Annotated in this window: 12 protein-coding genes and 1 pseudogene; 2 read left to right on the top strand and 11 right to left on the bottom strand. The window is 70.4% G+C overall.

Annotation, left to right across the window (positions count from 1 at the left end; translation table 11 throughout):
• Positions 1-228 precede the first annotated feature (228 nt).
• From ACWD04_RS32315 to ACWD04_RS32290, 6 genes are all read right to left on the bottom strand, one after another.
• A complete protein-coding gene (locus ACWD04_RS32315) occupies positions 229-369 on the bottom strand; it encodes a transposase (RefSeq protein ID WP_451137298.1) in 141 nt (46 codons plus the stop codon).
• 570 nt (positions 370-939) lie between these two features.
• On the bottom strand, positions 940-3096 hold the full coding sequence (locus ACWD04_RS32310; RefSeq protein WP_451137297.1) for a DEAD/DEAH box helicase: 2157 nt from the start codon (positions 3094-3096) through the stop codon (positions 940-942).
• Entirely contained in the window at positions 3093-4469 is a 1377-nt protein-coding gene (gene brxD, locus ACWD04_RS32305; RefSeq protein WP_363142855.1) for a BREX system ATP-binding protein BrxD, read from the bottom strand. The genes ACWD04_RS32310 and brxD overlap by 4 nt, the downstream gene beginning before the upstream one ends.
• Positions 4466-7342 (bottom strand): BREX-2 system phosphatase PglZ, encoded by a 2877-nt coding sequence (gene pglZ, locus ACWD04_RS32300; RefSeq protein WP_451137296.1) that lies wholly within the window; start codon positions 7340-7342, stop codon positions 4466-4468. The genes brxD and pglZ overlap by 4 nt, the downstream gene beginning before the upstream one ends.
• Positions 7339-11289 carry a hypothetical protein gene (locus tag ACWD04_RS32295; protein WP_451137295.1) on the bottom strand — a complete coding sequence of 1317 codons (3951 nt, stop codon included), beginning with the start codon at positions 11287-11289 and terminating at the stop codon, positions 7339-7341. The genes pglZ and ACWD04_RS32295 overlap by 4 nt, the downstream gene beginning before the upstream one ends.
• Before the next feature lie 223 nt (positions 11290-11512).
• A complete protein-coding gene (locus ACWD04_RS32290; protein WP_451137300.1) occupies positions 11513-11800 on the bottom strand; it encodes a hypothetical protein in 288 nt (95 codons plus the stop codon).
• Between ACWD04_RS32290 and ACWD04_RS32285 the strand changes: the two genes are divergently transcribed.
• Positions 11732-11890, top strand: coding sequence for a DUF397 domain-containing protein (locus tag ACWD04_RS32285; RefSeq protein WP_451137299.1), 159 nt, complete (start codon positions 11732-11734; stop codon positions 11888-11890). The genes ACWD04_RS32290 and ACWD04_RS32285 overlap by 69 nt on opposite strands.
• A gap of 61 nt (positions 11891-11951) precedes the next feature.
• Here ACWD04_RS32285 and pglX read toward each other — a convergent pair whose 3' ends face one another.
• The 5 genes from pglX to pglW form a co-directional block, all read right to left on the bottom strand.
• Positions 11952-15761 carry a BREX-2 system adenine-specific DNA-methyltransferase PglX gene (gene pglX, locus ACWD04_RS32280; RefSeq protein ID WP_451137294.1) on the bottom strand — a complete coding sequence of 1270 codons (3810 nt, stop codon included), beginning with the start codon at positions 15759-15761 and terminating at the stop codon, positions 11952-11954.
• A gap of 102 nt (positions 15762-15863) precedes the next feature.
• Positions 15864-17354, bottom strand: a complete 1491-nt coding sequence (locus tag ACWD04_RS32275) for a hypothetical protein (protein ID WP_451137293.1) — start codon at positions 17352-17354, stop codon at positions 15864-15866.
• Positions 17351-18754, bottom strand: a complete 1404-nt coding sequence (locus tag ACWD04_RS32270; RefSeq protein WP_451137292.1) for a KGGVGR-motif variant AAA ATPase — start codon at positions 18752-18754, stop codon at positions 17351-17353. Before ACWD04_RS32270 ends, ACWD04_RS32275 begins: the two co-directional genes overlap by 4 nt.
• The gene (locus tag ACWD04_RS32265; RefSeq protein WP_215039600.1) at positions 18751-19248 is read right to left on the bottom strand and encodes a hypothetical protein; all 498 of its coding nucleotides are present in this window, start codon (positions 19246-19248) and stop codon (positions 18751-18753) included. The genes ACWD04_RS32270 and ACWD04_RS32265 overlap by 4 nt, the downstream gene beginning before the upstream one ends.
• 132 nt (positions 19249-19380) lie before the next feature.
• Positions 19381-23826 (bottom strand): BREX system serine/threonine kinase PglW, encoded by a 4446-nt coding sequence (pglW, locus tag ACWD04_RS32260; protein ID WP_451137291.1) that lies wholly within the window; start codon positions 23824-23826, stop codon positions 19381-19383.
• Between the two features lie 1242 nt (positions 23827-25068).
• On the opposite strand from pglW, the pseudogene ACWD04_RS32255 reads away from it, so the two are divergent.
• A pseudogene (locus ACWD04_RS32255) lies at positions 25069-25916 on the top strand (transporter).
• Positions 25917-26092: the final 176 nt, after the last annotated feature.

Below are 26092 nucleotides of genomic sequence, written 5' to 3'. Positions count from 1 at the left end.
CTCAAGCTGAACACCCGCCCCCGGCAGACCCTCGGGTTCGAAACTCCCGCTGGTAGGCTCGCGGCAGCTGTTGCATCAACCGATTGACTCCACCGCCGCTTTTCGCAGCACCTCGATCGTCTCGGCCTGCTCACGGTTCTGCCGCCGCAGTCGACCCAGCTCTTCCCGCTCCGCGCTCGTCAGCTCACCCGGCGCCCCCTGCGCGCGGTCGATCGTGTCCTGCTTGACTCAGTTTCGCAGCCCCTCGGCGCTGACCCCGATCTCCCGGGCCACCTCGGTGACGGTCCTGCCGGAGGCCCGGACCAGCGCGACCGCGTCGCGCTTGAACTCCTCCGTGTACCGCCTGCTGCGGTTGCTCTTGCTTCCCACCTGGCACTACTTCCTCTGGAACCTCACGTCCCAGTCTCCAGGTGTCCAACATCAAGGGCAAGCTTCAATGCGGAGCGAGCCCGACCAACGGCGAACGAGGGGTAGCGGCGTGAGTCTCGCCAAGAACGCAGCCGAACTGGGTGGGAAGCTCTGGTCGGAGCATGGGCACGCTCACTACTACTTTCCTCAATACGCCCTGCACGGTTTGCCGGGATCTCGTATCAGGGTGACAGCGGCCCCTGCTATCTTGGCCGGCCGATCACACCGATCCAGGCCCGCCGCCTGCGTACGGCGCTGTGGAAGGTCGTGGTGTCGGCCGAACCAGAGCAGCGGGGCAGGGTTTTGATTGCTTCAGACTCCTGCCGCGGTACACATCGCGCCAAGCTAATCCGGTCGCCGCTCGCCACCGCCACGGAGATGCGCGCGATTGCGCAAGAACGCGCTTCGCTACTTCTACGCGACGATGCCAGCATCCCCGCGGACATCTCTGACTGGCCGTGCGAGGTAAAGAGCGCGTTCTGAGCGCATGGTCGGCTACTGGTCAGGCCCGGAGGGCCGTGGGCTTGATCATCAGGCGCCCCATTCCACGCGTACAGGCTCGCGGGCAGCAGCGAGGGCACCATCAAAGTCGGCGAGTCGCTCGGCAAGGGTGGCAGTAGCGATGCGGGGCGGAAGAGCCACCGAGAACTTCAGGCCGCGGACAGCCCGCGGGTCGACGGTAGGCAGCGTGAGGGAATCGGGGAGTTCGGCGCGGGCGACTTTCCAGTCTGCGGGGGAGAGGTCCTGGCGCAGCCGGATGTGGGTGTCGGTAAGGCGCTGCACCGGGTCGGCGAGGTTGCCCAGGGAAGATGCGAGGGTGGCGTTGGCGCGGTAGCCGGCCCAGGTCCACCAGCGGGCGGCGTCCGCGTCGCGGACCAACAGGGTGCCCGCCGGGTGTACTTCGTGGGGTGCACGGTCCATGCGGAGTTCTGCGAGGGTCGCTGTGGCGCGGCGGGTGAGCTTGACGCCGGGGTCGGTGCCGAGCAGGACTTCGCGCATCGCGCGGGTGAGCGTGTACGACAGGCCGCGGGCCTCGCTGCCCTGCCACTTGGCGACGCCCCCGTCCTCGACCGGTTCGACGAAAGCGCGGCGTCGGGCCCAGTCGATGAAGGTGACCTGCCAGCTGCGGCCGGCCAGGAGCAGCCTGCGCGGCCCCTGTCGTTCCTCGGTGAGGACAGCGGGGTCGGTGGTGCCGATCTCGGTACGTCCGGCGAGCACGGTGAACTCGGGAGGCGCGGTGAAGGAGGCGGTCAGTTCCATGAAGTGCCGACGCCCGAAGTGCTTCTCGGCTTCGGGGCCGATGAACAGCATGCCGCCGTCGTTGTTGAGGAAACCTTCGGAGACAAGGTGCGAGAGGAGTGGCGCGGCGGACCGGTCGAAGGGGGCTAGGCCGTTCCACTGCCTGGGCCACAGCCGGTCACCGATGCGGTGCTCCTGCAGGGTGACGGCGAGGAGTTGCTGGGCGACGAGATGGCGGGGAGAGGGCGGCGGAGTGACGGCCTCCACCCAGCCGCGGGACCACAGGGTGAGCAGGCCGGCGGCCTGGAGCAGGCTGCTGGGCCGGGTGGCGAGGAAGAGACAGTTGCGAGTGGTGCCGCTGCGGCGTCCGGTGCGGCCGATGCGCTGTAGGAACGAGGCGACGGTGCCGGGGGAGTCGATCTGGACGACTCGGTCGAGGTCGCCGACGTCGATACCGAGTTCCAGGGTGGAGGTGGACACGATGACGCAGTCTCGCGCCTCGGCGAACGCCTGCTCGGAGCGTGCGCGTTCGTCGGTGGAGAGGGAGGCGTGGGAGAGGAAGACGGTGACCTCGCGGGCGCGCAGAGCCGCGCCGAGCTCCTCCACCTGCTTGCGGGAGTCGCAGAAGACCAGCCGCTTCTCGCCGCGGTGCAGGGCGGAGATCACCTTGGCGGCGTTGGCCAGCGAGCCGACGTAGTCGAGTTCGACGTCTCCGTCGGGGCGGGGGAGACCACCGGAACCAGAGGTGTTGTCACCGGCGGGCAGGGTGACACCCGGGGCGATGACCCGGCCCGGCCGGCCGGTGGGGCTCGCGCCCTGGAGCCAGGTGAGCAGGGCGTCGGGGTTACCGACGGTGGCGGAGAGGCCGATGCGCTGGATGCGGTGGCCGGTCAGCCGTTCCAGGCGTTCGAGTACGGCGAGCAGGTGCCAGCCGCGGTCGTCCCCGGCGAAGGCGTGCACCTCGTCGACTACGACGGCGCGCACCCGGCCCAGCGTGTGCGTGTGGTCGGTCTTGACGCTGATGAGCATCGCTTCGAGGGACTCGGGTGTGGTGAGCATGAAGTCCGGGGAATCGGTCCGGATACGGCGGCGTACGGACTCGGGGGTGTCCCCGTGCCACAGGGCGGCTCGGCGTCCCACCCACTGGGCGTAGCCGTCGATCCGGGGCGCCAGGTTGTTCAGGAGTGCCTTGAGCGGGCAGAGGTAGAGCACGCCGGTGCCCGTCCAGCCCTGCTGGTTCATCCGCGTCAGCAGGGGGAACACTGCGGCCTCGGTCTTGCCTCCGGCGGTGGGGGCAAGCAGGAGGGCGTCCTCACCGGCGAGCAGCGGTGTGACGGCTTCCGCCTGCAGCGGGCGGAGCCCGCGCCAGCCGAGGGTGTTGACGACGTGGTGTCCGAGGATCGGGTCGAGCAGGTCGAAGACGTCGGCCGGGGCCGGGGGGACCGTCATGACGACTTCGATTCCGTACTCGGCTCGGATGCGGTGTCCTCGAACGGTTCCAGTTCCAGCTCGATGTCGTCGGCGCCGGCCGCGTTGCGTTCCGTGGGAGTGAGTTCGGCGCTGTCCAGGGTGAGGGCGTAGTGCTTGCGTGGGTCGAAGTCGTCGAACTCGTCGATTCGGTCCAGCACGTCGGCGACGAGTTTGCGCAGGTACAGGCGGGGTGCGATGCCGACCTTGCCACCGAGCGATCCGGTGAGCGAGCGGGCCAGCTCTTCCAGGTAGGTGTCGTCGGCGTGGGTGGCGAGACGGTCGGGCCGGCGGGCGTCGGCCGCGTAGATCTCGCGGACCTTGCGGCCCAGTTCGCCGAGTGAGGCCAGGTCGAATCCGGGCAGGCGAAGCTGCACGGCCCGCGGGGAGTCGAAGCGGGGGTCGGTGGTGAAGTCGGTGGCCAGGCGCTGGGCCAGCGGGGGGAGGCGCTGGACGCCCTGCGGCCCGTCGTAGAAGGCGGGGGTACCGGTGATGACGAGGAACAGCCCGGGGAACCGGCCGCTGTCGATCTCGTCGAGGAGCTGGCGCAGCGCGTTGAGGGACTTCTCCCGTACGTCGCCCCGCACCCGCTGCAGGGTCTCCACTTCATCGAGGACGAGCAGCAGGCCCGGATGCCCGCAGTCGCGCAGGACGGTCAGCAGCCCCTGGAGGAATCCCAGGGCGCCGAAGTGGTCGAGGTCGCCGCGGATTCCGGCGGAGCGTTTGGCGGCGGCGGCCACGGATTTCTGTCCGCCGAGCCAGGCGATGAGCGCTTCGGCCTGCGGCCCGTCCCCCGAGGCCACGGCCCGGTGGTAGCCGCGCAGTGCGGCGGAGAAGGCCGGGGTGGTGCGGGCGACGGCGGCGAGCCGGAGTTCCAGGAGCTCGTCCACCGCGGCTGCGAGGCCGCCCTCGTCGTCGTCCTCGATCTCACCGGATGCGAGTGCCTCCTCCTCCAGGGCGTACAGCCATGAGTCGATCACCGCCCGCAGCGCGGAGGGCTGGTGGGTGGCCGTGGTGAGGCGTTCGGTGAGCTTGCGGTAGACGGTCTCCAGGCGGTGCAGGGGGGTCTCGGTCTCGGAGATCTGCACCTCGCTGACGGCGAGCCCGCGCCGCTTGGCGTTCTCGGCGAGCCAGCGGGCGAAGAAGGTCTTGCCCGAGCCGTACTCGCCGCGCAGGGCGTGGAAGGCGGAGCCGCCGCGGGTGACCGTGTCCAGGTTGTCGTCGAGCGCCGCCTCGAAGCGGGTCAGGCCGACGGCGAACAGGCCGAGTCCCGCCTGGGGCACGGTGCCGCGCCGCAGTGCGTCGAGGACGTCCTGGCGCCGCGCGGTGCTGATGTCGGGTGTCGGCCGGGTCATGCGGGGCCGCCTCCCAGGAACTGCTCCTGGAGCAGGGCCTTGTCGAGCTGGACGGTGCGGCCGGACTCGATGAGCCGGAGCACGGGATAGCCGTCGATGTTGAGCAGCCGCTCCAGGACGGTGGCGAAGCGCTCCGGGTTGCGCTGGGACTTGCCGGTGGCGGCCCGGGCGGCGTCGGCGACCGCACCCGGCGAGAGCTTCCCGCCGGCTGCGACCAGTGCGTCGAGGACGGCCGCGACGGCTTTCTCACCGGGAGCCAGACGTACGAACTCCTTCTGTGCCTTGTACGGGAGGCTGCGCACGACGTGCTCGCCCAGGCTCGTCCGGGGGAGCGGGCGGGGAGCGGCGTCCACGTCGACGGCCCGGAGTGCGACCGGAACAGGGGAGCCGGAGGCAGCCGTGGCGGGAACCCGCTCGGCCTTCTGTCGTCCGGCGGCCTTCGGTGGGCTGTCGGTCGTCTCCGGTCCTGGGTCCGTGGTTCTCGCCAAGGCGGCGGCATCCGTGGTCCGGGTGTGCCACGGCGCGGGACCCGCCCCCGAGGAGGAGTTCCACCATCCGGGTTCGGTCGCCTCGGAGGGCAGCAGGATCCATCCCGACGGCACGACTCCTTCGGCCGGGATCAGGGTGATGACGGGGACGGTGACCTCGGCGAGTGAGGCACCGCCGTGGTAGCCCGCCTGCCGTGCGGTGTAGCGGATGTCGTCGCGCCAGGCCAGGGTTGCGCGGCCGCTGTCGGTCCGGACGCGCGGCCCGCTCAGCGACACCTCCCCGTCCTGGGGGGTGCCGGTACGCCAGCGGGTTCCCTTGACGCCGGTGACCTGGAGGGGCAGGTTCCCGCGGTCGGTACGGTCGATGACATGTCCGTGGTCGGAGACCAGGAGGACGGGGCGACCGTGGTCGCGGGCCGCGTTCAGCAGGTCGGGCAGTTTGCCGATGTCGCGCAGTCCCCAGCGTCCACTGGTGCCCTCCCGGCCGCTGGACAGCGCGTCGTCGATGGTGTTGACCACGACCGCGACCACCTCGTCCGAGGCGAGCGCCTCGACGAACTCGGGGGCGAGGCGGTGCCCGGCCGCGCCTTCGAAGCTGCCCTTGTGGAAGAGCCGGCCCTCCCGGTGACGCTTGCGCCAGAAGGCGGCGAACCCCGAGCGCTCCGCGTCCTGCCCGCCTTCGGAGGCCCGCCCGCACAGCAGGGAGGCCCGGCTGACCCGGGTGATGGAAGGCAGCATCGAGACCGCCGCCTGCCGGGCGGGGAGGGCGCCCCTGCCGGGGGAAGGGACGATTTCGGTCCATACCCGCCGGTCCAGCTCGCCGGCGAGACGGACGGCGACATCCGCGCTCATTCCGTCGAGTACGACGATCAGCGGACGGCCGCCGTCGCGGGCCAGCGGGGCCGCGGCCCGGGCCAGCACGTCCTCGATGAGCAGGGCGCCCCCGTCGGCCTGCTGGGCCGCGCTGTCGGTCCAGCGGGCGAGCAGCGCGGCGAACGCCTCGTCGATGGCGGACCGGCGCTCCCGTACGGCTCTTATGAGCCGCCGGTAGGCCTCGCCGATGACCGGGTCGGGTGATTCGTCGCCCTCGGCGAGGATGCCGACGGCCAGGTCGACCCAGCCGGTGTCGGTGAGATGTTCCTGTACGGCCTGGCCGACGTGGGAGAGGGCGGGCATGGGCACGGCGAGTCGGCGCAGCAGGCGGACCGCGGTGTGTGCGGTCTCGGTCGAGTGGCCGTACACGGCGGCCAGTTGGTGCGCGGCGAGGTCGTTCAATGCTGATTCGGCGTCTCCGGCCGCATCGCCGCTCCTGGCGTGCGCACCCTCGGTGAGGGCGGTGGCCAGGGCGCGCAGCCGGCCGCGGTAGCCGGAGGGCAGCAGGCGGTCCGAGGTGATCAGGGTGTCGAGCCGGGCTCCGGCGGCCAGTCGGTCGGCGCGTTCGAGGACGCCGAGGAGCCGGTGCCGGGCCTGGTCGGCCTGGGCCCCGCCGCCTTCCGCTTGCGCGGTCCAGCGGGTGAGGACCCCGGTGGCTGCTTCCGCGAAGGGCTTCAGCCGGTCGAAGGCGGTGAGCGCGCTGCCGAAGAGCGAGCCGAGGGCGAAGACAGCGGCTTCGGACCGGGACGAGGCGAGGGCGGCGGAGGCCAGTGCGCCGAGCGGCAGAGCGTCGGCGCCCCGTCCTTCGGCGGCCAGGGTGAGGAGGATGGGGGCCGCTTCTCCGGCAGCCCGGCCGAGCCATTCGCCGAGACCGCGCCGCTCGTCCTCGGACAGCGCGGCGAATCGTGCGGGGCCCGAGGCGCCGCGGGTCCAGGAGAAGAGGGTGTCGGCGTCCAGGTCCAGGGTGTCGGCCTCGGTGTCGCCGAGGCCGAGCCGGGCCGCGAGCAGGGCACGTACGGCCCGGTCGCGGGTGAGGACGCCACTGGTGCGGGGCCAGCCGTCGAGGGGTTCGGCCGCCAGGAGGGCGTCGAGCAGCCAGTGCTCGCCGAGCATCCGGGGGTCGAGGTCGGCCGCCCCGAAGATCTGGGCGACGATCTCGGTCCGGTTCACGGGCAGCGGCCGCCGGTGCGGCGCGTGGGCGCGCAGGTCCCAGCCGAGCTGGTCGGGCGGGACGGTACCGGTGACGACGAGGACACGGTCGTCACCGGTACCGTCCTCAGCCTGCGCGAGGTGGCGGTTCCAGGCGTCGGCGATGCCGAGCAGGGAGTCCTGGTCGGTGACGAGGACCCGGCGGTGCCCGGTCCCGACCCGCACGGTGAACTCCGTGTCCTTGTCCGCGCTGTCCCAGACGGCGTCGACCAGGACGAGCCGGCAGCCGGGAGCGCGGGCGAGCTCGGTCTCCAGGAGTACCTCGACGGCCCGGCGGCTGGCGACGGGACGGGTGGTGCTCATCCCTGTTCGCCCTCCCCCGTCTGTACGGTGCCGTCGCCGACAACCTGCCAGACGATCCGCACCGCCGCGTCCGGGTGTGCGGCACGGTAGGCCTCGATCTCCTCCCGTACGGCGGTCAGCTTCCGGGGGAGCTCAGCGGCTCCGGAGGGGCCGGCGTCCACGACGTGCGGGGCGGCCGGAAGACGGTCTTCCGGCCTGCTGTCGTCACCGGAGCGCTCGTCGGCCGGCGGGATGCGGAGCTGCTGGGAGGGGCCGGGGGCGGGCAGCTTCGAGGGCACCGGCGGGATGCCGTGCTGGGACAGGGTGACCTGCTCGGCGTCCACCGGCGGCTGCGGGCCGGGGGCGGGGGCGGGCGGTTCCAGCTGGAGGGCCACGTCCATCAGCGCGTGGGCGCTCTCGCGGACCTCCTTGAGCACGGGAATCAGGGACCGCTCCAGCTCCGTGGCCCGGGCGGCCTCCGTGATGCGGTCCAGGAACCGCTGGGCCCGGTCGCCCACGGTGTCGTCCCGTGCGCTGAGCTTGCGCACACGTTCGAGGAGCGCCCAGTCGGTGCTGTCCAGGGCCGCGGCGAGCTCCGCGGCGCTGTCCATGGTGTGTGAGAGATCGCGGTCCGGTGTCTCGTACGACAGGGCGGCCAGTTCGCGGACGAGGGCGGTGGGGTCGTCGCCGTGCCGGACGAGCCGGGCCAGGAGCGCGGCGGCGGTGTGCAAGTCCTCGGTGCGCGGGGCCTGCTCCGTTATGTCGAGGCCGAGGAGTGAGGCGTGGCGCTTGAGGACGGACCGGACGTCTCCCACGCTCTTCTCGTATGCGGAGGCCTTGGCGTGGACGCCGGCGGCCAGCTCGTGGACGTTGCGGGCGAACAGGGCGGGCTTGGCGGGGACGCCGAACAGCCGTCCGGCCCGGGTCCGGGCCGCCGCGTACTCCTCCTCGCCGGGCATCTCCTTGGCACGCAGCGCCCACCCGGGCCCGATTTCGTCCAGTGCGGGGGCCGCCTCGACGGCACCGTACTTCTCCCAGGTGCGGTTGTCGAGCAGGGCGTAGACGGCGATCAGCAGATTGGTGATCTGCTTGTCGAGGCCGCGGTACCCCAGTCCCTTGTCCTCGGCGGGACGGGTGATCCAGCGGCGGATGTCCTCGGCGGTCAGCTCGGTGGCGTCCTTCTGGCCGTTGAGGGAGGCGACCTGGTTGATGCGGGTCCACCACTCCCGCTTCAGGAGCAACGGCCCCTCGTGGACGGTGCCGAGGTCCAGGGGCTCCACGACCCGCTTGACGGCCCGCAGGTCCTTGGAGTCGACCTCGATGCGGGTGTCGCTCTCGCCGAGCGCCAGGGTGATCCACTTCAGGGCGGTGGTCAGCTCGCTCTGACTGACTGCCTTGGGTACGGAGCCGGTGCCGGGACCGAAGTCCGGGTGCTTGTCGTACATCGCCGAGAACAGTCCGTCGGCGAGCTGGGCCACCGCCTGCGGGAACTGCCTGCTCGCCGGGGGCTGCGGGCGCGGGTGCTCGGGCTGCAGGGACAGGAGGTGCCGGCCGTCGGTCACCTCCGCGCCGACGGTTCCCTCCTTGGCCTGAGTGAGGCCGTAGACCTCGCTCAGTGCGCCGGCCAGGGTCTCGGTGAGCGTCTCCCGGGCCCGCTCCAGCTGGTTGCGGGCCTTGGTCCGCTCCTCGGGCAGGAAGTTGCGGGTGTACTCGGAGAGCCGGTCGCGTTCGAGCAGGAAGTTGATCCGCATCAGCCGCCCCAGCTGAGCCTTGCGCTGCTCGGAGAGGTAGTCGCTCAGCCAGACCAGGACGGGAGCCTCGTGGCCGCTGTTGATCAGGCTCTGGACCCGGTGGTAGGCGTCGTCGGGCGAGCGGCGGAGGCTCTCGTCGAAGGGGTAGTCGAAGACGATCCTGATGCGGCCCTGTTCGGAGGCGGTGAACTGTTCATCGGTGATGCTGACGGGGGAGTGGACCGATCCGAAGAAGAACTCCACGGTGCGCTCGGAACCACGCCAGACGATCTTCTTGGTGTCGAGGAACTGCTCCGGGCCCTTGCCGAGTCCCAGCTCCTGCCGCATCCGCTCCCGTGCCCAGGTCTGGCGGACCCCGGTCTTGTCCTCGCCGGCCACGGCGTCCAGGATCGGCTCGACGTCGAGGTCGGACAGGTGGATGGAGAAGACCGGGTCGTCCCCGCCCTCGGCGCGCAGCTCGGCGGGGAACTCCAGCTGCAGGGCCTTCATCCGCTCTCGCACCCGCTCGCCGACCGGGACGGTCCTGGAGCGGACCGAGCCGTGGTTGAGCGCGGCGAGTCGGGTGCCGGTGAGCTGGCGCAGCGCGGGCACCTCGGGAGCGAGCGCGGCAAGCAGCAGGGTCTTGACGAAGCGTTCGTCGGCCCGGAAGTCGGTGTTGTCCGGAGAGCCGTACTTCTCCAGGAGGTGCGCCCGGGCCTTGGCGTGGAACCGCATCGCGGACTCCGACTCCTGGTTCAGCTTGTCGGTGAAGGCGGTGCCGGTGCCGTGGATCAGCACGTCCCACAGGTCGCCGAGCGGAATCAGGCTGCCGAGCTCGGTGTCGGCATTGAGTTCCATGAGCTGCTGCACCAGCTTCAGCCCTGAGCGCTCGCGCTGGAGCGCTCCGGACAGGGCGACCAGCACGTTGAGCAGGGCCGGGGAGAGCGGGTACACCGACCTGAAGTCCTCCCAGCGCGAGCCGGTGGCGCCCTCCCCGTCGAGGAGTACGTCCTTCACGATCTGGCTGGTCCGGTCGATACCGGCGAACGCGGCGTCGAGGACCGCCTCCTGACCGGCGCGCGGCTTCAGGACCCGCTCCTTGATGATCTCCGGGAGGTTGCGGTCCTCCAGATTGATCACCTCGAAGCGCTCTTCGAGGTACTTCAGGGCCTGGTTGAGGTTGTCCACGTCGGAGCCGAGGACGTCCTTGCCGACGAGCTGGGAGAGGTCACGCTGCCGGGAGACGAAGGAAATGATCGGCACAGGCCGGTCGGGGTTGGTGGTCTCGATCAGCTTGACGGTCTTTTGGATCTGCTCGTTGATGAAGGTGCGGTCGGACATCTTGGCCTGCAGCCACAGCACCAGCTCGTCCAGGAACAGCACCACACCCTGGTAGCCGAGGCGCTTGGCGTGCTTGCTGATCTCGCTCAGCCCGTCGTCCAGCGGGATGTACGCCCCCTCCTCGCCGCCGGTGCTGCCCGCGTACGACTTCATCGGGCCGTCGAACAGCGCGGTGACCAGCTGGTCGCGGCCCGGGTCGCCGGCGGGGGCGTCGAGTGCGGCGTCGAGCGCGGCGGCCGTCCAGCCCTGGGCGGGGGCGGCGCCGATCGGCCGCAGCTCGGGGGCGTCGTCCCCGTCGGCCGGGGCGGCGGGCTGCACGGAGGCCTTCTGCGACCTGGGTGCGGGGAGCAGCCGGAGGAACGCCTCGTCGCCGATGGAGGCGCGCAGGTTTCGGGCGTCGGCGAGCAGGGAGTCGGCCCGGAAGACCAGGGGGGTGGCCTCGTCGGGGTGCAGCTTGCGTACGGCGTCGGCGTAGCCGCCGAGCAGCGCCCCCTCCAGGCTGGGGTAGCCGACCAGGTGGAACGGCACCATCAGGAATTTCTTTTCCCGCAGCCACTCCTGGTGCCCGGCCACCACCTCACCGAGGCGTTCCTTGGTCTGGGCGGCCGGGTCTCCGTTGAGCACGGCGTGCAGCACCGTGAGGAAGTGACTCTTACCGGCGCCGAAGGATCCGTGCAGGTAAGCGGCGTACGAGGTGTTCTTCCGCAGGGCGTCGCGGACCAGCCGCAACGCCTTGTCGAACTCCTTCGCCAGCTGGGGAGTGACCACGTACTCCGCGATGGAACCGGCCGACTTCCCGGAGAAGCCCTGCGACAGCTCGATCTTGAAGTCGCCGGCGTGGGCGTCCTCCTTGATGTCGAGAACGTCCTTCAGTACGGTCCCGTTGCCCCTGGCCATCAGTAGTTCCAGCTCCCCACAGCGTTCTCGCCCCGCGCTGCCGCACCACCACGGCCGGGCGTCCCCTCCATCCTGCCAGCTCACCCGGGTGGAGGAGTCTGGATCGGGACGAGGAAGCGGATCAGCCAGGGGCTCCGGAAGCGCGGAGGCAGGGGCCCACACGGTCTTGCCGGGCGCGCCCTTGCGGGGCCGCACCCCCAGTCCTCGGCGAGCGCCTCGACGATCACGAGGCCCCGCCCGGCCACGGCGGTGGCGTCGAGGGCGTCGGGGCGGGCAGGCGCTCGCCCCGGGTGTCGCTGATCTCCACCCGGATCAGGCCGTCCCGCTCGTGGCTCAGCCGCAACAGCGCGCCTCGCCCGCGTACCGCCCCGTGCGTGACGGAGTTCGCCGCCAGCTCGGCGACCACCAGGGCGACGGCGTCGTTCGTCTCCGAGCCGTAGCGGTGTGCAGTTACAGCGCGGGCAACGGTGGGGACTGCGTCGAGGTCGCCGCTACCGTCGACGCCGTCCACGTGCGGGACTCCAAGCGGGCCGAAGGGCCGACCTTCGCCGTCGGGGCCGAGGCGTGGGCCGCTTTCCTGCGCAACGCGGGGTGCGGCTGACGGACGCCGAGGGGCTGGGTATCTCAGGAGTGAGGTACCCAGCCCCTCCGTGCTGTCCGGGTTAGTTCGCCCCGTGACCGCGCCGCTTCGGCTCGGGACGCCAGTCCCGCAGGTCGGAGAAAGAGAGGTTGCGAGCCTCCAGGCCGATCTTGAGAGCGGTGCGGAACTCCTCTGCCGCGTTGCTGCCCCAGTCCTCGTCGTACGCGTCGTACCACTGCTCGACCCAGGGCAGGACCTCGGCGAGACCGGCCAGGAGCGGCACGTATCGAGGGTCCTCGCGGGGCCAGCCGTTCTGCTCCAGGCGGTCGGTGATGAGACCGGACAGGGCCTCGGCCTGTTCACGGTGGTCCCAGCCAGCCCAGCCGATCAGGAGCGAGGGGTCGCCGTCGGGAGCGGAACCCGGGTAGGAGATGAACCGTTCCTTGGGTACGTCGAGCTTGCCGCGGTTCGACCAGTAGCTGTGCTTGAGGAAGTCCGCGGATGTGTATTTGGGCGGGACCTTGATGTCGAGGCGCTCGGCGGACTTGTCCTCTTCCCGCTGGCGCTCCCAGACCTCCTCCCACTGTGCGCGCTTGCGCAGCCCAGACTCCTTGTAGCGCAGGACCGCCAGGTGCGGCACGTGCTCGGTGTTGATGACGGCGGCGAGGACCGTGGACAGCCGGGCCTCGCGCTGGCCGAGATGGTCGGCTGCGTAGAGCGCGGCGACGGTCTGCACATCCTCGTCGTGGCGGAGCCGGTCGGCGAGCTGGTAGATGGTGAGCGGGCAGGCGGAATCGAAGCCCTCCCGGTCCGTGTACCAGAGGTCCTTGCGTTCGGCGGCGTCCAGCAGCCAGGTCCGCAGGGCGGCGGCCTCCCGCTTCTCCCACGGCTCGGTGGACCAGCGGCGCTTGAACTCGGGGCGCTCAAGGAGGCGGATGTCCTTGTCGTGCGCGATGAGGTCGAGGCGGGCCTCGACGACGCGGCGATAGGACTCGGGCCAGTCGGCGGGGATCTCGGTGGTGGGGGTGGAGTGGTGCCGGGTGAACCAGGCGGTCTCCGCATTGTTGCGGGCGAGGGCGATCTCGAATGCGCGCTGGCCCAGGGCGAGTTGGGGCACGTCTGCGTCGGTCAGCGTGTCGGGGCTGCCGGACAGGGTGGTCCGTTCGACCTCCTCGGGGGTGAGGAGTCCGTAGAGCCCGTACGCGGTCCAGTCCAGCTCCTCCTGGAGGAGGATCATGCGGGCGCGAATGCGGTCTTGCTCGGAGCGGGCCTCGTCCAGGGAGGCACGGGAAGGAGGTGCGGCGGCTGTAAGGCTAGATGGGTCGTTTTCGGTCAATTGTAGAGCGAGTGAGTCGATCTCGCGTGTCAGGGTGAGCGGGAAATGCTCAGGGAGCGGGCACTCCTGCAGCCGGGTTCCATTGAAAGCGAAGCGGTTCTCCCACGCTTCGTCCTGAACGCCACGGCCGATACCACTGCCACCCTTGACATGGCTTACCTGCTTCATCCAGAAACAGACAGTCGAAGAATTCAGCAGCCCGAGCAGCTCAAGATGACGCTCCTCGCTCGCCCCCTCGGGCAGCTTGATCACCGGAGCGGTCCTGTTGAACACCTTCCCGCCCCGGTCCAGCACGAAGTGATTGTGCGTGGCGACCTCGCCGTACGCGATCGTCAGTGGCGTCCGCAGCTTGCTCGTGGTCAGCCGTCCGTACTCCGACCACTTCAGACCGCCCTCGACCTTGGTCTTCCCGCCGAAGAGGATGTTGTTCGAGACGCTGGTCCGGCTTGGCCACATGAAATGATGCAGAGGTTCGATGCCCTCCACGTCAATTGGTTCGAACTCCGGTGAGTACGGGAACAGGGCGGCTTCGAACTCTCCGCTGTTCCAGTCTCGGAGGAGATCTCCGGTGACCATGGGGCGTGTCCATTCCTCCGGAATGCCGGAGGTCTTCACCGCACTCGTCGGCAGTAGATAAAGATCGTCCTCAAGCGTGAACGAAGTAATCCCCAACGACTCGGCGACGCTGCTCAAGCGGGCTGCCGAAGCATCTTCGATCCGCTCCAGCAGATCCCCCGCCCCACCCCCGCTCAGCGACCACGGGTGCTCCGCGAACCGCGCCCGCTCCGCGTCCTCCACGCTCACCCACTCCGACTCGCTCCCCGGCTTGCGCCACTGCGAGACGATCGCCTGCCAGACCTTGCCGTTCGCCTCGTAACCCTTCTTCGGCTGTTCCGGCTCGCCCCGGACGCCCAGGACGGCCCGGATCGGCCGGCCCTGCCGGGCCACCTGGTGGCGGCCCGCCAGGATGACGGTCGGCGTGCCGTGGCCGGGGATGAACGCCCCGGAGGTGTCGATGATGTGGGTGAGGTCGACGCCCATGTAGTTGTCCATGCGCCGGGTGCCCGGGTCCCGGTAGGGCCCCCCGTGGAAGAAGGACTGGATCAGCGTCGACCCGAACTCCCGCTTCATGAAGGAGTTCGCCGTGATCTGCCCGGTGAACCCACCGTCAACCCCCGATCCGCCCGCCCGGACCGCCAGCTCGAAGATCCGCTGGGCGAAGGGCACGGACAGCGCGTACTTCCCGGAGCAAGTCCAGTACGCCTTGCGGTAGTTCGCGTTCTCCAACGGGTCCTTCACCGTGATGTACGGCGGGTTCGCCACCACCACGTGGTACGAGCCGCGCCCGAGCAGGTCCACCCGCTTGACGTAGTCCTGGACGTCCTCCGTCCGGTACGTGAAGACCTCGTCGTTCCGCTCGGCGTCGTCCAGGGTGGCGTCCGTCTTCCGGCCGGCCTCGCGCCCGTGCAGCAGGGAGTCGGCGACCGCGATGTTGATCGGCACTCCGGGGGCGGCGGAGATCGTCCTGACTCCGCACTCCTGGACCACGGCGACCAGCATCCGGAAGCGGGCGATGGCGACAGCGAAGGGGTTCTTGTCCGCTCCGTGCACCGCCTCCAGGGAGCGGCGGATCAGCAGCCAGTCCTCCTCGCCGGGTGCCGCTTCGCGCCACTTGGCGAGAATCCGGCGGAAGAGCCCGAGCAGGAAGTGACCGGAACCGCAGGCCGGGTCGATGCAGCGCAGACCCCGTACCTCCGGATTCTCCGGGTCGTGGGTGTCGTACATCTCGCCGTCCCAGTTCACCGGGCGGTGCTTCCACACCGGCTCCAGGGTGAACTCTTCCACCGCCGGCTCCAGAGTCAGGTCGAGGATGAACTCCTCGACGAAGTCCGGGGTCTGGAGCAGGGCATAGGTCTTGCGGGCGTGCTCGGACAGGTCCTGGTAGAGGTCGCCGAGGAAGCGGGTGTCGAGAGCGGGGTCGGTGAAGTCGTGGCGCAGGGTGCCGTCGGCACCGCGCTCACGCCAGAAGGCGAGCAGCCGGGCCCCCGCCGTGTAGGACGGATTCAGCTCCCACAGCGGGTTGTGGGCGGGGTCGAAGAGGCCCCCGGTGATCTCGTGTTCGCGGCCCAGCGCCCGGAAGGACTCCTGCAGCCAGTCACGGTCGTTCTTCTCGGGGTGGCGGCGGAAGAACGCGTCGTGGTTGTCCTGGGCCTCGGCCAGCCGCTCGCCGGGACCGGACAGCCGGGCCTCCCGTACGAGGCGGTTGTCCTCGCAGAATCGGACGAAGACGCAGGCGAGCACCCAGGCGGAGGCGATCTGGACCAGACGCTCGTCCAGCCAGCCCTCGTACCGCAGGGACGTGCGTTCCGCGCCCAGAGCACGCTGGTACTCGGCGGTCAGGGCCGCTTTCGCCTCGCCGTCTTCCGCCTCGCGCTCCCGCAGGTCCTCCACCAGGAGGGCGACCTGCTTCTGCAGATCCTTCAGCAGCACGTCACGGTCCAGCGAGGCGGTGGCCGCCTCCGTGGTCTCGGGCGTGCGTGCGTCCTCGGGGGGCACGGGCGGCACCTCGTCTTCCTGGTTCTCCGGAGCTTCGTCCCGCGAGGTCGCTCGTCCTCGCGGGTCCGTCCATCCTGCCAGGTCGGTGTCCGGTACCGGCCGCTACCTGCGGCCGGTCAGCGGGATGCCGCCCTTGCGTCCGAGGCCGAAGGCGAGGCGGTAGATGTCGGGCAGGTCGAGCAGCGCGTGCTCGTCCCGCTCCTTGTCGCGCCGGCGCATCACGCCCAGGTCGACCAGCTCCTGGATCAGCCGGGGCAGATCGTCGGGGTGGCGGGGGCCGGTGACGACCAGCTCGGGCCGGTCGTGCTGGGTGTAGCGGGCGGAGTCCCGGCGCAGCTCACTCGGCAGATCGTGTTCCTGCCAGTTCTCGATGATCTTCCCCTGGGCGATCGGCACCTGGCAGCCGGACAGCGGCTCTATCGCCGCGCTGACCCACGGGGTGTCCTCGCCGACCTGGTCCACCCGCACCCTGGACGCCGCGCGCACCCCGCTGTGAATGGCGGAGTGGTGCAGCGCACGGTCGTGCCCCGGCCGGGTGACCTCGGCCGCCTCGGACAGGGCCTTAAGGAAACTGCGCGGGCTGATCCGGTCCTTGCTGTCCATGAGGTGGTTGGGCAGCCAGGTGTAAGGGCGTCCCTGGCGGACGTTGCTGCCCATGTACGGGTCGGCGATCTGTTCGAACAGCTCCGTCTGGGCCTTGGCGTCGTTGCGCAGGGCGATCGGCGGGACGTGCCGGGCGGACACCCCGTCCAGCCCCTGCGTGCTCTCCCAGCCGCCGGTGATCCGGCGGAACCGCTCGGCGTCCGCGCTGCCCTCGTTGCCTAGATGATGAAAGAGAAGCCCGTACAGATCGGTACGGGACCAGGTCAGCTCCGCCGCGTTCCCCGACAGTTTCGACGCATCGGGGAAGAGCTGCTTCGCGGCCTCGAACATGTCGGGGCGCAGGAACACCTTGAAACGGATGTTGCGCGTGCCGAAGCGCATCCGCTGGGCGACCCTGAGCAGTCCCGCGATCAGCCGGTCCACGACGCGCTGATCGGGGTGCAGATGCTCCAGGCCGTCGAAGACCAGGAGATGCACCACGTCCTCGGCGAAGGCCCGCGCGTCCACCTCCTCGATGGTCCGGTCGGCCGGACCGGGATTCGCCCGGAGCCAGGAGAGCTTGTCGCCCCACTCGGTGAGCGCACACAGCTCCGGCTGCCCGAGCGCGGTGAGCAGCACGGCGTACCAGATCTCCTCCGGCGTAGCGCCACCGTCCACCAGGCGCGGCAGCGCCATCGGGCCGGGATAGGAGTCCGACCGTACGTCCTGGCCGTAACCGGGGAAGACCCGCAGCTTGTTGAGCCGGTTGATGCGGTACTCGGCCGCCGCCGCTGCCCGCAGGACCGGGTCGAGGAGGGACCGCGCCCAGAAGGTCTTCCCGTCACCCCGGCCGCCCTCGACCACCGTGGAGTCCACGTACAGGGCGGACCGGTGGAGATCCGGCATGTACAGCGAGTGCGAGTCCGGCCGCCGGGTGTCCGCGTCGACCGTGCCCTCCAGCGCCCTCGACAGCAGATCGCGGTAGGCGTCGGCGCTCAGCGGCTCGGTCATCCCGTCTCTTCCTCGTCGTCGTTCCCGTCGACCGGGTCGGCCAGGACCAGCGGAACGACCGTCGCGAGGAACTCAAAGTACGCGGCCCGTACGAAGACTCGCTCCTGCCACTGCGGGGAGTCCGGGACGTTCATGCCGACCAGGCCCGGCTCGAAGAGGATCGGGACCGGGTGATGAGGAGCGGAGTCGTCCTCCGGGGACGGGGCGAACGGGATACCGCCGGAAGGCCCCTCTCCGGAATCCGCCTGCTGCGGTTCCTCGGCCATGACCTCGTCGTAGAGCGTGGAGAAGCAATCGTAGGAGTTCAGCCGGAAGGATCTCAGGTAGATCTCCATCGGGTGGTGGACCGAGTCCGGCACCATCGAGGCCACCATGCGGAGCTTGTGCCGGATGTCCGGGCCCTGCCCGGACGCCGCCCACGCCTCGAAGAGGTCCCGGTACCCCGACCAGGTCTGCGCGTTGTCCGCGCCGAAGAGCAGCGCGAGGTCGCACAGCCGGGAGATGGTCACGGCAGCGACGTCGTGGATGCCGGCCCGGCTGTCGAGCAGCACCACATCGGGGCGGCGCCCGCTGTCGCCCTTCTCCACCGCCTCCTCGCAGGCACGGACGGTCGCCTCCAGGCGGTCCGCGAAACTCGCGCCTGGGGAATCGGCGTAGACACGGTTGAGCTTGTCCACGTAGGCGTTGGGCGTGTCGTCGCCCGCCCCCCGAGCCGGGGCGATCCACAACTCGCCCCGATTGCGCGGCTCGTACCCCGACCTGGCCACGATCTCCAGGCCCCCCTCGTTGCCGAGAGCCGCCTCCACGAGGTGGTCGACGACACCGTGGCGACACAACCGCCCCGTCCCGAGAAGCAGCGGGCCGATACCCGGCGACTCCAGGTCCAGGTCGATCACCAGCACGATCTTGCCGGTGTCGGCGAGGGCGCGGGCGAGGACCGAGGTCGCCGTGGTACGGCCGACGCCGCCCTTGAAGCCGTACAGAGCGGTGCGGTGGGTGCGGGGCCCGATCTTCGGTGCGGACGGCGTGGAGACCTGGGTCCAGCTCTCGCCGACCACGGTGTTGTCCAGGAACCGGACAGAGCCGACGGAGGTGGACCCGTCGGGGACGTTGATCGCACGAGGAGACCTGAGCAAGGCGTCTGCCGAGAACATCCGGGACTTCAGCAGGATCCGCCGCTTGCCGCAGTATGGACCGAGCCGGTCGTGCAGGGTCGCCGACCAGCGGTCGTGCTGCCCGGCATCCACGCCTTTGCTGTCGTCATCGACGATGAGAGTGAACCGGCCGAGCACGTCCCGTACCAGTACGACGTCGTACCCCTCCTCCGCCACGTCCCGTGCGATCCCGAACGCGATCGGGCGGGAACTGTCGAAGCGGACCGGGAAGTCGTACGCGGTCATGAGGTCCTTCCGGTGAGCTCGTACAGCTCGTACAAGGAGAGGGCGAGGCGCGCGGCCTCCTGGCGGCTGGCCACGACCGAGTCGGAGACCTGTCTGCCGTCCCGGTAGCGGTCCGCCAGGTCCCAGGACGCGAAGACGTTCAGCCGGTCGACGGCCTCCACGAACGCGGGGCCTCCGCGGCCGTACGCCAGCAGAGGGGCCGCCCCCAGGACCTGGTTGATGTGGCCCAGCCAGTCCTCTTTCCCAGTCCGGGGATTCACCCACCGTGCCCGGTTCATCGCATTCCCGTTGCGGTACGTGGACACGTCGTGCACGGCGAACCGCAGCAGCAGGCTCTTCAGCGCGCACTCGGCGGCGAACCCGAAGAGGTGGTCGGCGGTCGGCCACCGCTGGTCGCCGCAGAGATAGACGGCATCGTGGTAATGCCGTGCTCCGGCGAGGGCGTACTGCTGCTCCATCACCGCGTCCTGGGCTCTCGCGTCGTCATCCGGCACGCCGCTGATCATAAGGGGCGATGCTGCTCCGAAAAGGTGAATTCGCGCACGTCGTGGGCGGTTGAGCTTGCGTCAGGGGCGGCGGGTTAGGGAAGGGGCCCGGCGCCTTGACGCCCCCGCTCACCTCCGCCCTCACTCCTCGCCGAGAAGTTCCCTCAACGGCAGACCCTCCAGGACCACCCACTCGCTCACCCGGTCCACCACGTCCACCGTGCGTCCCTCCAGGGCCGGGGTGGCCTGCGGGTCGTCCATCGGGGTGAGCAGCCACAAACCGTGCGGGGTCTCGGCCGGGCGGCGGGCCGACTGCTGCAGGGAGACCAGGAGTTCGCGGCCGCCGGCCTCCCAGTAGCGGGCCACCAGACCGGCCCGGTGCAGCAGCGGGACAGTGCGTGGGCCCGCCTGCTCGGCCAGGTCCGCGCACCGCTGTGCCACGCGCTCGGCGGCGAACCGGGTGTAGGAGCCCAGGGCGGTGCCTAGGAGGCCGGTGGCGGTGAACCCGGCGTCTGCCTTCAGCAGGGCCCGCCAGGGCACCCCCTGCTCCTCGGCCAGTTCGCGCAGCGCGGTGAGGAACAGGTCGTCCAGGGCGATCGGGAGAACACCGCAGCGCTCGGCCAGCCGCTCGGCGAGGCCCGGAAGGTAGGCGCCCCTGACGGTCAGCGCAAGGAACCCGCCCCGGCGCAGCGCATCGTCGAGGCGCAGAGCGAGGATCCGGCGCGGATCGCGCCCCTCGGCTAGCTCCGCCTGCGCGTCGCCGTAGAGGGTGCCGGTCCCGGGCACGGACGTCACGGTGTACGCGGGCCGGCTGCGGTCGGGATCGCGTGCGGGAGGGAAGAACAGCGAGCGGTCCCGGTCGTACTCCAGCGGGAAGCCGGCCTTCTCCAGGGCCTCTTCCAGCTCCACGTACGTGAGGTCGGCCAGTACCGCCAGGCCCGGGAAGCGGGAGCGGAGTCGGGCCAGCAGGTCATCGGCCCCGATGCCGATGGCGCGCCGCACCCCGGCCGCCGCCTGGGAGACGCGCAGTGCCTGGTCCAGACCGAGGTCCAGGGGGAACAGCTCGAACCGCGGGGAGACGCCGACCCCGCCGGCCATCGACGCGGCCAGTGCCACCAGACGGGTGTCGGCCGGCGGGGCCATCCCCTCCGGTGCGGGGACCGCGCGCAGTTCGCGCAGGACGGCCTCCTTGCCCGGCAGGGGATCGCGGGCCGCCAGGGCCTGGGCGGCGTGGCCGAGCTCGGTCGCGTGATCGGCCAGCTCCACCGGGGTCGGGTCGTCGCTTCCGGGAAGGTCCTCCAGCGCCAGCAGGACCCTGCCGCCGCGCCGCAGCACGGCGATCCGGGGCGGAGGAGCGGAGCCCTCCCCGTCTCCGTCCCCGTGCTCGATCCCGCGGGCCTCGTCCGGCCGGCGCGACTCGGCCTCGACCGCGGCCCGCACCACGGCCAGCGCCAGCGCCTGCAGGTCCGCGCGGTCCGTGTCGTCGTCCGCGTCCTGCGGGGCGTGCCTGACCCTGAGCTCGGCCGCGAGCTCGGCGGCCGTCATCACCCGGCCCTGCTCGGACAGCACCGTCACCAGCTCGTCGCGGACCCGGCCGAGCCAGGGCAGTGCGGCCCACTGCTCTATCGCGGCGCTCTGGTGCTGCGAAACGGTCGGCTGGCTGATGTTCAGGGTCCTGGCGATGGCCGGCTGGGAGGGCCAGCTCTCGGCCAGGGCGGCACCGGGCAGACCCAGGGTGGCCAGGACGACGTCCGGCCGCGGCCGGGTGCGCCGGCCGGTCGTCGCCGCCGGGGTGAGCCGGGCGGCCAGGGTCTCCACCGATTCCAGCGCCTCCTCGGGGGCGTCGGCGGGCAGCGAGACGGGCTTTCTCCCCGCAGGGCGCTGCCGCAGCTCCTGGAGCCACTGCTTGCGCCGCCGGTTCAGCTCCTTGCGGATCACGTTCCCGGCGCCCCGGGCACGGGAGATCGTGTACGCCGGGACGTCCAGGAGCGCCTCCACGGTGGAGGCCCCGAGACCGGCCGCCACCGAGACGGCCCGCGGCGAGAGCCCCGCCGCGTCCAACGAGGTCTTCGGCCCGGCAGCCGCGGCCGCCTGTTCCCGGGCGTCCTCCACGTCCTCGGCCTGCCGGTCCACCGTGGCCGGGGTGGTCGGGGGCCGGGCCGAGTCCGCCCGGCGGAAGACGTCCCGCCAGGCATCCTGCAGCAGACGCAGACTGCCGTAGCGCTGATCGAGATCTCGATGCAGTGCCCGGTGGAAGAAACTGGTCAGTCCCTCGCGCAGGGCGGACTCGAACAGCTCGTCAGCGACATGGAGCTCGGCGTCCGCGACGGTCAGCGGATCCACCTGTCCGTCGCCCCACACCGGTCGTTCGCCCGTGGCCATCTCGTAGAGGGTGACCGCCGCCGCGTACCACTCGGCGTGATCGTCGTAACGGGAACGACGGCTACTGCCCAGGAACGGGTCGAGATAGCCGCGGGTGCCGGCCCGCAGATCCTGGTCGGGTGCGTCGGCAAGCGAGAAGTCGAACAGCATCAACTGCCAGGAACCGTCGTTGCGTTTGAACAGGCCGAGGTTGTCCGGCTTGATGTCACGGTGCCGCACCCCACGGGCGGCGAGCGTGTCCAGAGCGTCGAAGAGGTCGGTGCCGAACCGCTCCAGCTGCCCGTACCCGAGGCGCCCCTCACCGCGCAGCCGTGAGCCCAGGCTGACCGGCTCCCGGTCCTGGGGGGAACGGAACCCGCCCGCGTACTCGATCTCCAGAACGGTGCGGCCGCCCACCTCACGCGGGTCGGCGAGCAGCTTGACGATGCGGCTGCCGCCGACCTCGCGCAGCGCCTTCGCCTCGGCGTAGAGACGGGCGTCCTTCTCACGGTCGAGGGCCACCTTGAACACCCGCAGGGAGGCTTCGTCGTAGGCGCCCTCTTCGGTGCGGCGGGCGACCAGGATCGCGCGGGCGGTGGCGCCGGTGCCGAGGACCCGTACGACCTCCCACTCCTGGTCCAGATACTGCCCGGCCTTAGCGGTCAACGGGTCGACCGTCACCGCCGCCGACCGTCCGGTCTGCGCGAACTCGGCCTCCGCGGCGTCGAGCAGCCGCAGGAACTCCTCGGCCGAGGTGAGCCTGTGCTGCACATCGGAGGCGGTGGCACGGAAGACCAGGTCGTCCAGGGTGGCCGAGACGCTGTCGGAGACCGCGTACGGATGCAGTCCGCCCTCGGCGGCCAGCCGGTCCACCAGGGAGCTGCGTGCCTCGGCGGGCGGCTTCCCGGTCAGCAGGAGGTAGGAGAGGCTGCCGAGGCCGAAGATGTCCAGGTCGACCGGGTCGGCGAACTCCCGAGACGTCTCCGGGGCGAGATACACCTGGGCCGTGTCGGCCACCAGACCGGAGTCCAGCGGAGTGTCGGCCAGCGACAGATGGGAACTGGATTCGAAGTCCCGAGCGGCCGTCTGCCAGTCCGCGATCCGCAAGGTCGGGTCCGTGCCGTCCTCGCGGGTGCTGACGTACACCGAGCGGGCGGCCAGCGCCCGGTGGTAGAGCGAGCGATTGTGCGCGTACCGCACGGCCTCGGCGAGCTGGCGCACCAGATCCAGACGTATCGCGGGGGAGAGGAGGCCCCCATAGGCGTTCAGGTAGGCGTCCAGCCGCAGATCGGCCTCGCGGTGCCGGAAGAGGATCGCCGGGCCGCCCTGGTGCTCGCGGATCTGTACGGCCTGGACAATGCCGCGGTGGTTGATCCCCTGCAGGACCTGGTACTCGCGACGGGCCGCACGGTCGAGGCGGGTGCGCTGTTCGGCGGACGAGTCCTGCCCCGACAGGTAGATCCGGACCCGGCCGCTCTCCTTGGCCAGGCTGTCGTCGCGGACCGCGAGGCGGTCCTCCCACCCAGGGCCCGCGTCCAGGGCCCGCGACTCGAGGCGCCAGTCGTCTCCGTACCGCAGATGAGCGTTGGAGTGGCTGATCCCGACGCGTTTCATCAGCTGTTCGAGGCGGGCGCTGTCCTGTGGGGTGACCCGCCAGCTCTCCCGCTCCGGAGGGAGCCCGAGCAGCCCGTCCCAGATGCCCGGCAGCCCGCCCTCGGAGCCGTTCAGCCCGTAGACGGCGGTGCGCTGGAACTCGTCGAGCTCGCTCACTAGGGCGGCGTCGTGCAGGAACACGGCCGGCTTGATGAAGGGCACCTTGCGCGGATCGATACCGGAGGCGCGGGCCGCCCGCTCCAGCTGGGCCTTGAGTTCCTTGGCCTTGAGATCGGTCAGGTGCAGCGGATTACGGAGCGTGCGCACCCGGTCGCTGTGGAACTGCCAGGTGTCACCGTGGTTCACCACCCGGCCCGGATGTCCCTTGAGCTCCAGGAGATACACGCCACCGGGCACCGCGATCAGTAGATCGCACTCGTTGACCCGGCCGGTGACGCCGGTGAACTGGAAGGTGGCCCAGGCCCGGTACGGCTCGGTCGCCGGCATCAGCCGCCGGATGTGGTCCAGACCTTCCTGCTCCCAGCGGAAACCGGAACGCCGCGGCTGGAACCAGTGCTCACGGGCCGGCGGCGGACCGGGGCGAGGAGCGGACGGCCGGGGAGTCGACGACACCTGGGGACCTCCGGTACGGGACAGGCGGGGACGGGCTTCACGAACGGTGGCGGGCGCCGGGGTGCGGGCCGGGTCCGGCGCATGCCCCGGACCTGTACGGAATCGTAGTCGCAGCTGGCTGACCGGCTGGTCCTGTTCGCGATCACCCTCCCTCTCCGGCTCTCTTCCGGGCCTGGGGGCGTATGAGGAGGCGGCCCAAGTCACTCAAGGGCCCGGAGAGTTCGCCACGGTGGCCGGCCGCGGAAGGTGGCAGGAGTCGGCGGTCCCCGCCGTCGCCGACGGGCCCGGGCGATGGGCCGCGTCCCTGAGCCTGGCGGGGCGCGGCTCACGGGTGTGCGAAAGGGCTGCACACTTCGAGGGCGAGGTGCGCCGGGCCTTTGTCGTAGCGGGCGGTAACGGGGCCGTGTTCGGCTTCAGCTCACACGCCGTCGGGGGTGTTGTCCTCGGTGCACGGCTCGGCCAGGCGCTGGGCGAGGTCGTCCAGCCATTGCTGTGCTCATTGCCGGAGTGAGGAAATCCGGGCGGCGTCAAGACCGTACGCCTCGCACTCCGTGTCGCTGACCCATTCCAGGGTATCCAGGTGGTCGTGGCGTTCCCGCAGGTCGAATCCTCGGGGCGGCGTGCGCCCAGGTTCTCCAGCTTGCCGATGCTGAACTGTTCGACTGCGTCGTGCGGTGTCGTGGGAGCTGAGGATGAAGTCGCGCAGGGTGCGGCGAATCTGGATTTGCTCTTACTGCCCTCGAGCTTCAGCTCCGTGATCCGCGGGCGTGATTCTGGGTCACCCTGTGAGCATGTGAAGGGCGTGTGATAGGCGGTAAGTCAGCGTCTCGCCTGCCGAAGGAAGCCCGTGCTGCTAAAAAGCGCCGGATCGCCGTGCAGATGGTCTGGGGCTGTTTCAGGGGGCGTTCCGACCGTGTTGGTGAGGAGCCCGGTAGAGCAGGTGCTTAGAAGGCACGTGCTCTATCCGCTGAGCTACGGGGGACTGACCTGCGAAAAGGCAGTCTTCCAGGCGCTAGTCCCGCGATCCTGTGGGACGTATGTGGGATCTGCCGATCCCTGGGAACCGTGGGACGAGGATGCCTCACGGCGGCCCGCACGTAGCTTCTCACACCACCTTCACACGCCCGAAGCCTCTCGCGGAAACAATCCTGACCCGGCTCGGCGTTGATGATCTCCGTACCGAGGAGGGGGAGGTGTCGGGTGAAGCTGTTCCACACGACGAAAGGCGGCGTGACTGAGGTCATGCCGCGTCTTGCTGACGTCGAGGCGGATGTGCAGAGCCTTATCGAGGCGCACATGGAGACGATGCTGGGGGTGCGGTTCCTGGCGAGCGAGTACGTGATCGACTGCGTCGACGGCGGGCGGATCGACTCGCTCGGGATTGACGAGAACGGCGCGCCGGTCATCGTTGAGTACAAGCGCGGCACGGATGCCGGCGTGATCAACCAGGGCCTTTACTACTTGTCGTGGCTCACCCGGCACCGGAGCGCCTTCGACAGCCTGGTCCGCGACAGGCTCGGAGTGCCGACCGCAGCCCAGGTCCTGTGGAGCGCCCCCGCCTGATCTGTGTCGCCGGCGACTTCACCCGCTACGACGCGCACGCCGTGCGCGAGCACCGTCGCAGCATCGACCTGGTCCGCTACCGGTACTACGGCAGCGACCACGTCAGCCTGGAGACGGTGGTCTCCGTCACCGGCAAGTCGGGCGCGGCGGACCGGCGCACTCGCCGCCACGCGCACATGGACGCGCCACAGGCGCTCCAGCGGCAGACCGGCGCAATGGCGGAGCTGGCCGTGGCTGCGGACGAGACGCTCCGCGGCCTGGGAGATGGAATCACGCGAGTTCAGCGCAAGCAGTACGCCGCCTACCAGCGGCTGCGGAATTTCGCCTGCGTCATCCCGCCCCAGCAGACCAAGCTGCTCGTCTACCTGAAGGCCGACCCGAAAAGCGTCGATCTCACGCCCGGATTCACCCGGGACGTGACGGGGCTCGGTCACCACGGCACGGGCGACCTGGAGGTGCAGCTGCGCACCGAACGGGACCTGGAGCGTGCTCAGGACCTGTTCCGGCTGAGCTACGCCGCGGCGTGAATGAGTAATGGCCCTCAAGGCCCTGTGCGCTTGCCTGATCAAGTTGTCGTCTGTCGCGATGTGGCCCTTCGAAGTGGCGGTCCAATGCCGTTGCTTGAACTCGACAAGCAGTTCGCGGTGACGCTGGAGGGGCGGGGTCGTTGGGCCAGACATGCATCCTTGGGTGGGGTTGTCCG

Source organism: Streptomyces sp. NPDC002911, from assembly GCF_053591835.1.
Note: the sequence above shows the minus strand (reverse complement) of the source record. Positions and strands in the feature narration are given on the sequence as shown.

Excerpts from the sequence above, each read along its gene's own strand:
- ACWD04_RS32310 (WP_451137297.1), bottom strand. The coding sequence starts at position 3,096 with ATGACGGTCCCCCCGGCCCCGGCCGACGTCTTCGACCTGCTCGACCCG.
- brxD (WP_363142855.1), bottom strand. The coding sequence starts at position 4,469 with ATGACCCGGCCGACACCCGACATCAGCACCGCGCGGCGCCAGGACGTC.
- pglZ (WP_451137296.1), bottom strand. The coding sequence starts at position 7,342 with ATGAGCACCACCCGTCCCGTCGCCAGCCGCCGGGCCGTCGAGGTACTC.
- ACWD04_RS32295 (WP_451137295.1), bottom strand. The coding sequence starts at position 11,289 with ATGGCCAGGGGCAACGGGACCGTACTGAAGGACGTTCTCGACATCAAG.
- ACWD04_RS32275 (WP_451137293.1), bottom strand. The coding sequence starts at position 17,354 with ATGACCGAGCCGCTGAGCGCCGACGCCTACCGCGATCTGCTGTCGAGG.
- ACWD04_RS32270 (WP_451137292.1), bottom strand. The coding sequence starts at position 18,754 with ATGACCGCGTACGACTTCCCGGTCCGCTTCGACAGTTCCCGCCCGATC.